Annotated in this window: 12 protein-coding genes and 1 tRNA gene; 8 read left to right on the top strand and 5 right to left on the bottom strand. The window is 61.9% G+C overall.

Annotated features, from left to right (window positions below; genetic code table 11):
* Positions 1-63: 63 nt before the first annotated feature.
* From GPA_RS10505 to GPA_RS10525, 5 genes are all read right to left on the bottom strand, one after another.
* Positions 64-1,287, bottom strand: a complete 1,224-nt coding sequence (locus GPA_RS10505) for a tyrosine-type recombinase/integrase (protein WP_015539851.1) — start codon at positions 1,285-1,287, stop codon at positions 64-66.
* Between the two features lie 225 nt (positions 1,288-1,512).
* A complete protein-coding gene (locus GPA_RS10510; RefSeq protein WP_015539852.1) occupies positions 1,513-1,971 on the bottom strand; it encodes a type II toxin-antitoxin system HicB family antitoxin in 459 nt (152 codons plus the stop codon).
* A gap of 37 nt (positions 1,972-2,008) precedes the next feature.
* Positions 2,009-2,197 carry a type II toxin-antitoxin system HicA family toxin gene (locus tag GPA_RS10515; RefSeq protein WP_015539853.1) on the bottom strand — a complete coding sequence of 63 codons (189 nt, stop codon included), beginning with the start codon at positions 2,195-2,197 and terminating at the stop codon, positions 2,009-2,011.
* A 125-nt stretch (positions 2,198-2,322) separates the two neighbouring features.
* Positions 2,323-2,829, bottom strand: a complete 507-nt coding sequence (locus GPA_RS10520; RefSeq protein WP_015539854.1) for an RNA-binding protein — start codon at positions 2,827-2,829, stop codon at positions 2,323-2,325.
* Entirely contained in the window at positions 2,826-3,467 is a 642-nt protein-coding gene (locus tag GPA_RS10525) for a LexA family protein (protein WP_041239466.1), read from the bottom strand. Before GPA_RS10525 ends, GPA_RS10520 begins: the two co-directional genes overlap by 4 nt.
* A gap of 98 nt (positions 3,468-3,565) precedes the next feature.
* Between GPA_RS10525 and GPA_RS10530 the strand changes: the two genes are divergently transcribed.
* From GPA_RS10530 to GPA_RS17490, 8 genes are all read left to right on the top strand, one after another.
* Positions 3,566-3,763 (top strand): helix-turn-helix transcriptional regulator, encoded by a 198-nt coding sequence (locus tag GPA_RS10530; RefSeq protein WP_041239467.1) that lies wholly within the window; start codon positions 3,566-3,568, stop codon positions 3,761-3,763.
* Positions 3,764-3,776: 13 nt separating this feature from the next.
* Positions 3,777-3,851 (top strand) — tRNA-Arg (locus GPA_RS10535).
* 22 nt (positions 3,852-3,873) lie between these two features.
* On the top strand, positions 3,874-4,119 hold the full coding sequence (locus GPA_RS10540) for a hypothetical protein (RefSeq protein WP_015539855.1): 246 nt from the start codon (positions 3,874-3,876) through the stop codon (positions 4,117-4,119).
* A gap of 270 nt (positions 4,120-4,389) precedes the next feature.
* The gene (locus GPA_RS10545) at positions 4,390-4,692 is read left to right on the top strand and encodes a helix-turn-helix domain-containing protein (protein ID WP_015539856.1); all 303 of its coding nucleotides are present in this window, start codon (positions 4,390-4,392) and stop codon (positions 4,690-4,692) included.
* A gap of 176 nt (positions 4,693-4,868) precedes the next feature.
* Positions 4,869-5,369: a hypothetical protein gene (locus tag GPA_RS10550; protein ID WP_156790997.1), complete on the top strand. Its 501-nt coding sequence runs from the start codon at positions 4,869-4,871 to the stop codon at positions 5,367-5,369.
* Entirely contained in the window at positions 5,369-5,815 is a 447-nt protein-coding gene (locus GPA_RS10555) for a Lin1244/Lin1753 domain-containing protein (RefSeq protein ID WP_015539858.1), read from the top strand. Before GPA_RS10550 ends, GPA_RS10555 begins: the two co-directional genes overlap by 1 nt.
* 92 nt (positions 5,816-5,907) lie before the next feature.
* Entirely contained in the window at positions 5,908-6,522 is a 615-nt protein-coding gene (locus GPA_RS10560; RefSeq protein WP_015539859.1) for an ATP-binding protein, read from the top strand.
* The coding region (locus GPA_RS17490; protein ID WP_041239468.1) for a DEAD/DEAH box helicase family protein at positions 6,519-7,363 on the top strand (845 nt) is incomplete at its 3' end. The genes GPA_RS10560 and GPA_RS17490, both read left to right, overlap by 4 nt.

The following is a 7,363-nucleotide window of genomic DNA, read 5'->3' on the forward strand; positions in this document are numbered from 1 at the left end:
TCGTCCTCCATTCGGAAAACACGGTAATACGCTGTGCAGCGTTTTACCTGGTAAACCCATAAATCACAATATCGCGCGAAACTCTGCAAGATGATCGGATGTACCACTCGATGTACCGGCAGATGTACCACCCTCGATCTTCGCGATCTCGAAGTCGATGACGTTCCCGAGGTGCTTCACGGCCTCCCTGTTCGCCGTGGCGTCCTCGTGCACGTAGGTGTCGGCCATCGCGAGCGACGCCCATCCGGCCAGGCTCTTGATCACGATGGACGGCGAGCCCGTGGCCCCGAGCATGGTGAGGTAGGTGTGGCGCAGCTCGTGGAGCGTGACGCCCTCGAGGCCGAACGTTCCGCGGTTGTTCCGCCACCATCGATCGAGGTTCTGCGGGTGCATGTACCCTCCGATGGCCGAGCAGCATATGGGCGTCTCGTCGGTCTGCTCCAATCCGAGGCAGGCGAGCATCCCGGCCTGCACGGGCTTCCACCGATTCAGGATCTGGGCCATGTAGTCCATGAGTGGCAGCTCGCGCACGCTGCTCGGGGTCTTGGGGCGCCCGCCCTTCGGCCGGCCGGTGGACTCGCTCACGGAGTCCCGCACGAACAGCGATGTCGAGTTAACGTCGCCCCAGGGCGTGCAGACGATCTCGCCGCGCCTCATGCCCTGCAAGACCGCGAGACGCGCCGCGACGGTGTGGGAGTCGAGGGGGAGCGCGTCCATGGCGCAGACGAAGCGTGCGAGCGTCTCACGCGGCAATGCCTGCTTCTCCGGGGTGTCGATCTTGGGAGCTTTCACCTTCGCGAGCGGATTGCGCGGAATGAGGTCGTCGTCTAGCGCGCTCTCCATGATGGCCTTCATGCGCGCGTGCGCCTGGTTCATGTAGGTTCCTGACAGTACCCTGCCCGACGGGCTGTTTCCGTTCTTGATGGCGAGGAGCCCGTCCTCGGCCCTGGGCTTGTCGATGTCGATGAGTCGCACGTCGCCGAACTCGCGGTCGAGGAGCTTGATCTGCTGGCGCTCCTTGTCGAGCGTGTCGACCTCGTAGTCCCCCGACAGCTCGCGCCGACGGAGCCACTTCTCCGCGTACTCGCCGAACGTGAGGTCGGACACGGGCGTGGAGAGCTCGCCGATGAACTCCTTGAGCGCCTCCTGCGCCTGGGTCCACGTGCCGGTGAAACGCCTCGGCTTCTCGCCCTTGTCGGTCTGCACCCGCAGCCGCCATTTCCGGCACTGCGCGCGCGACTTGCCCTTCTCGAGCTTGGTGATTGATCCATTGCCGATGACTTTCATGGTACAATCGCACCTGCCTTCCGATCTATTCGGTTGGTATTCTACGGAGCCTCGCGCTAGGGCGGCAACCCTGTGATGCGCGGGGCTTTCATCGTTTCGTTCGCCGATCTCACGCATCGGCTACTTAAACTGCTAAAATAGAACGGAAACGTTCCCGCCCGCCGACAAGAGCCCCAGGGCTCTTCCTCGAAAGAGGATAGGCGGGCAGGTCATTCTTCGACCGTCCTACGCCTCCTTCGCGCGGCTGGGCCTGCCGGCTCCACGCGGGTCGCTTTTCCGCCTGTTTACGGACTCCTTGGTCACGAATGTCCGCCTGCCGCTGCGGTAGCCGTCGAGCAGGCCGGCGTCGATCATGTGCGTCACGCGCCCAGCAGATACGCCGAGGTCGCGCGCCGCCTGGGCGGCCGACACCACCTCGCCGCGCACGATGTAGGATTCGTCCGTCTCGAAGAACACATAGACGCTCTCGTACCCTTCGGGGGCATCGTGGCGATTCGCCTCGGGCACTGTGTCGCCGTGCAGCATGAGGGATGCCACGTAGGTCTTGGCGGCGTCGGCTGCCATCCCCACGGCGTCCATGTAATCGTCGCCGTCCGTGAAGCACCCGGGGAGGTCGGGGAACTCGACGCTGTACCCGCCGTCCTCTTCGGGGCTCATGATCGCCTGGTAAACAAACTTGCCCATTTCTATCCTTTCCCGGAGGAAGGGGAGAGGGCGGGGCTTAGAGCCACCCCGCCGTTTTCGCGATGTTGCGGTAGGTTCCCGTCCTTAGCTCCTTCTTCGACGTTGGGACGCTTACCGTCCTGCCGTCCTTGCGGAATACCACGTGGCTGCCCTTACCGCTTTCCTCTTCCCATTCCTCCTTTCTAAGTCGCTTCATCACTTCTCTGACTTCCTGCTCCTTCGGCATCGGATTTCCTTTCCCTCAACCGATGAGTATATTATAAAGTATTGCTAATTATAAGGCAATATAAAATAGCAAGTATTTATAAATATGTTGTTGCCGCCCTGTGATGCGCGAGGCTTTCTTTATGCTCAGGAAAGTTTTATTGACTTTAAGGCCGCGTCAAACACGTCTTGGCATCCGTACCCTGACACCTCATAGTAATCATACGAACGGTATATATATGCCTCTCGAAAAACCTCCTCAACCGGTTTACCTTCTCTGCTATTAATTGTGTAGGAATACTCGTAGACAGTGCACTTTGCTCCGTCTATCACAGTCTCGCTAATTGCATTCTCGTGAAAATCGTCACCTCCGGCGTGACTCTCTCTAAATTTCTTTGCCTTTTCTTCAGGAGTTTCTTTACTGGTGAACTTACTCGTGTAGTAGACACCCAGCCACCTGCCGGTATCCGCATCCATGAATGATTTGCTTTCGGCAAAATCGCCGGTTGCGTACCCGCTCTCTTCCCAATTTGACGGAACGTTGATCGTCATGTCTTTTACGGCTACCGTCCTGTCAAGGGTTATGGACGAGCCGCATCCGAACATGCACAGCGATATCGCCAATGCGGTAGCCAGCGCGAAAATCTTCTTCATTCCATCTCCTTGCTCGCCTGGAACCAAACCACGACGCCCTCGAACGCCACGGTGTGGTCATCGCCTTCACTTATCACGATATCCTCGTACCCGTCCTCCCAGCTGTCGGGGGAGAGGATCATCGTGTTAGCCCCACGGTAAAGCCGTCGCATCACGTAGTCGTCGCCGTCGATGCTCACGACGGCAATTGATCCGTTCTGCGGCTCCATGCGGCGATCCACGAATATGTAGCAGCCTTCGGGGTACACCTTGCTCATGCAGCTGCCCTCGACCTGCAAGAAATATCCCTCACGGTGCCTATCCCATATCTCGTATGGGAGCGCCACGTTGTCTTCGATAATATCGGGGGCCTGTGCATCTCCGGCGTGCACGCGTCCGAGAAGGGGGGCGTAAGCTTTGCGAGGTATAGATGGGACTATCGCACCCGGTGGAAGGCTAATATTACCGTCTGAAACAATTTCGGCGACGGTGACATTGAAGGCATTCGCGAGTTTTTCGACCGCTCCCATTCTTGGCTGCGACCATCCGGTTTCCCATTGGGTCACGGTTGAGCGCGTAACTCCAATTTTGTCAGCAAGTTGCTCCTGCGTCCAATCTCGAGAAGTTCGGAGTTTCTTTATGTTTGAAGAAATGGTCATAGCGTTACTCCTTGCTTAAATTATTTGACATTTTAGGAAAATTTTCTTGACATGTCTAGGTTTGTTTAGTTAACATTTAATAAGCAGGAAGGAGGGATATGAAGACGCTTAAAGAATGCCGCATAAGCAAAGGTATTAAGCAGGTTGCTGTCGCCGAGCATCTGGGTGTTTCTCGTGCTACGTATGCGAAATACGAGAATAACCCCAAGGATATGAGCGTTGGACAGGCTCAAGCTGCCTGCGAGTTTATTGGCTGCTCCATGGACGATATTTTTTTGCCTCGGATAGTCAATTAAACAAACATTACCGGGCCGCCTAGCGCAACGGATAGCGCTCCGGCCTCCTAAGCCGGGCATCCGGGTTCGATTCCCGGGGCGGCCGCCAGGGAAGAAGAGAAGAGGGACCCATGGACAAGACTACACGCGAAACGCTGCAAGTCATCGTTGATGAACTGAAGGCGAAGAAGGCCCGTACAGCAGCAACTGAATGCCGATTTCTGGACGAGACGACGAGAGGGGTCGGCGGAATGTCGGAGGAAGACCGAAGAACCCACGAATGGATGCTTGGTGTGTTCTCGGGAATCTCTGGGGCGCTGGAATTCGTGGAGGGCTTTATTGCCGATTCGGGCGTCGACGAGTGTAAGTCAGCGTAAGCCGGGCGTCCGGGTTTGATCCCCGGGGCCGCCAAGGACTACGAGGAACCGGATAGGCACGGAACTGGCAGCACAGGGCCAAGCGCCCGCCGAGCGATCCCCCTCCTCGCGCACGGAACGTGCTGCCGCTCCCGTGCCTATCGGGCAGGCACCTTGAAAACCCAATCGACGCGGCGGTAGGTCCCGCACGCGCCCCCGCACATCGAGGTGGGAGAGTCGCCCGCTGCACTAAGCGGGAATACTGGAAGACGATTGAAAAGGAGGTGCAGTATGGAGAGCAGGGAGCGCGTCGACCCGCGCGAGCTGCCGCCCGTGATAACGCCCGAGGATCTTTCCCGGGTGACAGGGCAGCATCCGACGAGCATCAGGAAGCAATGCCGCGACGGGACGATACCGGCCCGTCGCATCGGGAAGCTGTGGTACATGAACCGCGACGCGGTGCTCGGGAACCTCGTGCCCCAGCCGCTCGTCGTTGACGAGCGAGCGATGAGGATGGTTCTCGACGCGGCGAGGAAGGCGGTCGAGGCTGGGAAGGCCGTGACGATAAGGTTGGAGGGCTCGAATGCCACATAAAAGAGAAGCGCGCCCAGCCGTAGGAAGCAAGCGCGCATCCGTCTATGAAGACGGTGGGAGTATACCACAATCCGACTGGGAGCGCATGTGCCGCGGCCTGCCGTGGCTGTTCGCCCTTGCCGGGTCTCTGTGGCTGGTATGGGAGGCGGTCGCATGGTGATGGCGAGGGCTGGGACATGCCGCTCGTAGGGGGACGGGGAGGGCTCGGCAGGGGCCTTGCCTCCCTCGTGCCGGACGCTCCGGCGGACCCGACGGTGGAGGCGCTCTCGCAGCGCGTGGAGGCGCTATCTCGGATGGTTTCGGCGCTCGAGTCCGAGCTTGCCATGCACCGCTTGCGCACCGAGGCGCTCTCGGCCGAGCAGATGTACCTCGAGGCCCGCGCCTGGATCGGAGCAAACCCCGACATATGGGGCCTTGTCGCCGGGCATGCGAGGGCGGCGGCGCACGACAGGCGCCGATTCTCGATGAAGCGCGAGTTCGAGGACCTGCGCGACGAGTACGCGCCCGCAGGTGAGATGCGCTGGAAGTTCCGCAACTCCCTCACGGCGCCGCTCGCCAGGTTCCTGTTGCAGGAGGTGCCGGAGGTCGGGCCGTACATGGCGCTCGGGCGCAGCAAGGTCGACCGGTACTTCGACGGCACCTGCTCGCCGCCCGAGGCTGCAGGATGTGATGCGTGATGGCGAGGCCAAGGAAGGACCATCTGGAGTACTTCCCCGTCGACGTCGGGCTGCTCTCGAACCCCAAGATGATGATGGCCGTGAACGACGTGGGTCCCGACGCCGTGTCGGTCTACGTCGCGCTCCTCGCGGCGGTCTACTCGAAGTCCTACTGGATGCCGAAGGACGACGAGCGGCTGCAGGTGCTGCCGGCGAGGCTGCGCATGTCGGTCGAGCGCTTCGACGCCGCCTACGACGCGCTCGTGCGCTGGAGGCTCGTCGAGGAGGTGGCAGCGGATGTGGAAAACGATGTGGAGAAGTCGGCCTGCCCCTGCGGGGTGGCGGTCACGTCGAAGGGCATGCAAGAGCAGTATTTCGCGATCAAAACCCGGGTTATCTCTGAAAAACTCCCGTTTCTGCTCATTAAACCTGGGTTATCGGACGTGGCAAGCCCCGAGAAGTGGTGAAAACCCCCCTAAAGAAAAGAAAAGTAAAGGAAACAAAAGAAAACTAAACCAAACAACGACGTGAGTCGTGCTTGGTTGGGAAGAAGGACGGTATGGGATTCGAGGTCATGGCCGGGGCGGGCGACGTCTCGGCGAGGACCGAGCGCGAGCGCGCCCGGCAGAGGAGGGTGAAGCGCTCGGGCATACCCGCGCGCTACCTCGCCGCCTCCATCGACCGCTGCCCGGTCGAGGTGCAGCGCTGGGCGGCGGAGTACGGGGAGCGCACGAGGACCGGGCTCGTGCTCCACGGAGGAGTTGGCACCGGAAAGACGTATGCGGCATGCGCCGCGCTCCTGGCCATCGCCGACCGCGCCACGGTGCGGTTCGCCACGGGGTCGCGGATGCTGCGCGAGATCCGCTCGTCGTACAAGCGGCCCGGCGAGGCCGAGGAGGACGTGGTGGCGCGCTACACCGGCCCGCGCGTGCTCGTCATCGACGATATCGGCCAGGAGCAGGCGACCGACTGGGCGCTGTCGCAGCTCTTGAGCGTCATCGACGAGCGGCAGGCGGCGATGAAGCCCACGATCTACACGACGCAGACGGCAGGCGACGGCATCGTGGCGCGCCTGTCGGTGCACGGCGACTCGTCGGCCGCCGAGGCCATCGTGTCGCGGATGCGCGAGTGCGCGGCCGTGGCCTTCCGCGGGCCGGATAGGAGGGTCTCGTGAGCGCGTTGCCGGCCGGCTACGCGGAGTTCTTGGACAACAAGCGCGCCTCGGCCCCGTCGTCGGGCTTCGACCCGGGCGACGAGGTGTCGGACGTGCTCTTCGGCTTCCAGCGCGCCATCGTGCGCTGGGCCGTGGCGGGCGGGCGGCGCGCGATCTTCGCGGCGTTCGGCCTCGGCAAGTCCCTCATGCAGCTCGAGGCCGTGCGGTTGGTGCTGGCGCATGACGGGGGGCGGGGGCTGATAGTGTGCCCGCTCGGGGTTCGCCAGGAGTTCGCGCGGGACGCGCGGCTGCTCGGCGTCGAGGCCTCCTTCGTCCGCCGGTCCGAGGAGGTCTCCGCCGACGGGATCTACCTCACGAACTACGAGAGCGTGCGCGACGGCCGGCTCGACCCGGGGCTGTTCGACGTGGCGAGCCTCGACGAGGCGAGCGTGCTGCGCTCTTTCGGCAGCAAGACCTACCAGACGTTCCTCGGGCTCTTCGACCAGGTGCCGTACCGCTTCGTCGCGACCGCCACCCCGAGCCCCAACCGCTACAAGGAGCTGATCCACTACGCCGGGTTCCTCGGGATCATGGACACGGGGCAGGCGCTCACGCGCTTCTTCCAGCGCGACTCGACCAAGGCCAACAACCTCACGCTCTACCCGCACAAGGAGCGCGAGTTCTGGCTGTGGCTTGCGTCCTGGGCGGTGTTCGTGCAGCGCCCGAGCGACCTGGGGTACTCGGACGCGGGGTACGACCTGCCGCCCATCGAGGTCGTGTGGCACGAGGTTCCCGCTGGCGACGGGTCGCGCATGCCGGTCGGGCGCGACGGGCAGGCCGTCGCCTTCGAGGACGCTGCGGT

The organism is Gordonibacter pamelaeae 7-10-1-b, from assembly GCF_000210055.1.
GTDB lineage: Bacteria > Actinomycetota > Coriobacteriia > Coriobacteriales > Eggerthellaceae > Gordonibacter > Gordonibacter pamelaeae.

Coding starts and splice junctions, on each gene's coding strand:
- GPA_RS10505 (WP_015539851.1), bottom strand. CDS start 1,287: ATGAAAGTCATCGGCAATGGATCAATCACCAAGCTCGAGAAGGGCAAG.
- GPA_RS10510 (WP_015539852.1), bottom strand. CDS start 1,971: ATGGGCAAGTTTGTTTACCAGGCGATCATGAGCCCCGAAGAGGACGGC.
- GPA_RS10515 (WP_015539853.1), bottom strand. CDS start 2,197: ATGCCGAAGGAGCAGGAAGTCAGAGAAGTGATGAAGCGACTTAGAAAG.
- GPA_RS10520 (WP_015539854.1), bottom strand. CDS start 2,829: ATGAAGAAGATTTTCGCGCTGGCTACCGCATTGGCGATATCGCTGTGC.
- GPA_RS10525 (WP_041239466.1), bottom strand. CDS start 3,467: ATGACCATTTCTTCAAACATAAAGAAACTCCGAACTTCTCGAGATTGG.
- GPA_RS10530 (WP_041239467.1), top strand. CDS start 3,566: ATGAAGACGCTTAAAGAATGCCGCATAAGCAAAGGTATTAAGCAGGTT.
- GPA_RS10540 (WP_015539855.1), top strand. CDS start 3,874: ATGGACAAGACTACACGCGAAACGCTGCAAGTCATCGTTGATGAACTG.
- GPA_RS10545 (WP_015539856.1), top strand. CDS start 4,390: ATGGAGAGCAGGGAGCGCGTCGACCCGCGCGAGCTGCCGCCCGTGATA.
- GPA_RS10550 (WP_156790997.1), top strand. CDS start 4,869: ATGCCGCTCGTAGGGGGACGGGGAGGGCTCGGCAGGGGCCTTGCCTCC.
- GPA_RS10555 (WP_015539858.1), top strand. CDS start 5,369: ATGGCGAGGCCAAGGAAGGACCATCTGGAGTACTTCCCCGTCGACGTC.
- GPA_RS10560 (WP_015539859.1), top strand. CDS start 5,908: ATGGGATTCGAGGTCATGGCCGGGGCGGGCGACGTCTCGGCGAGGACC.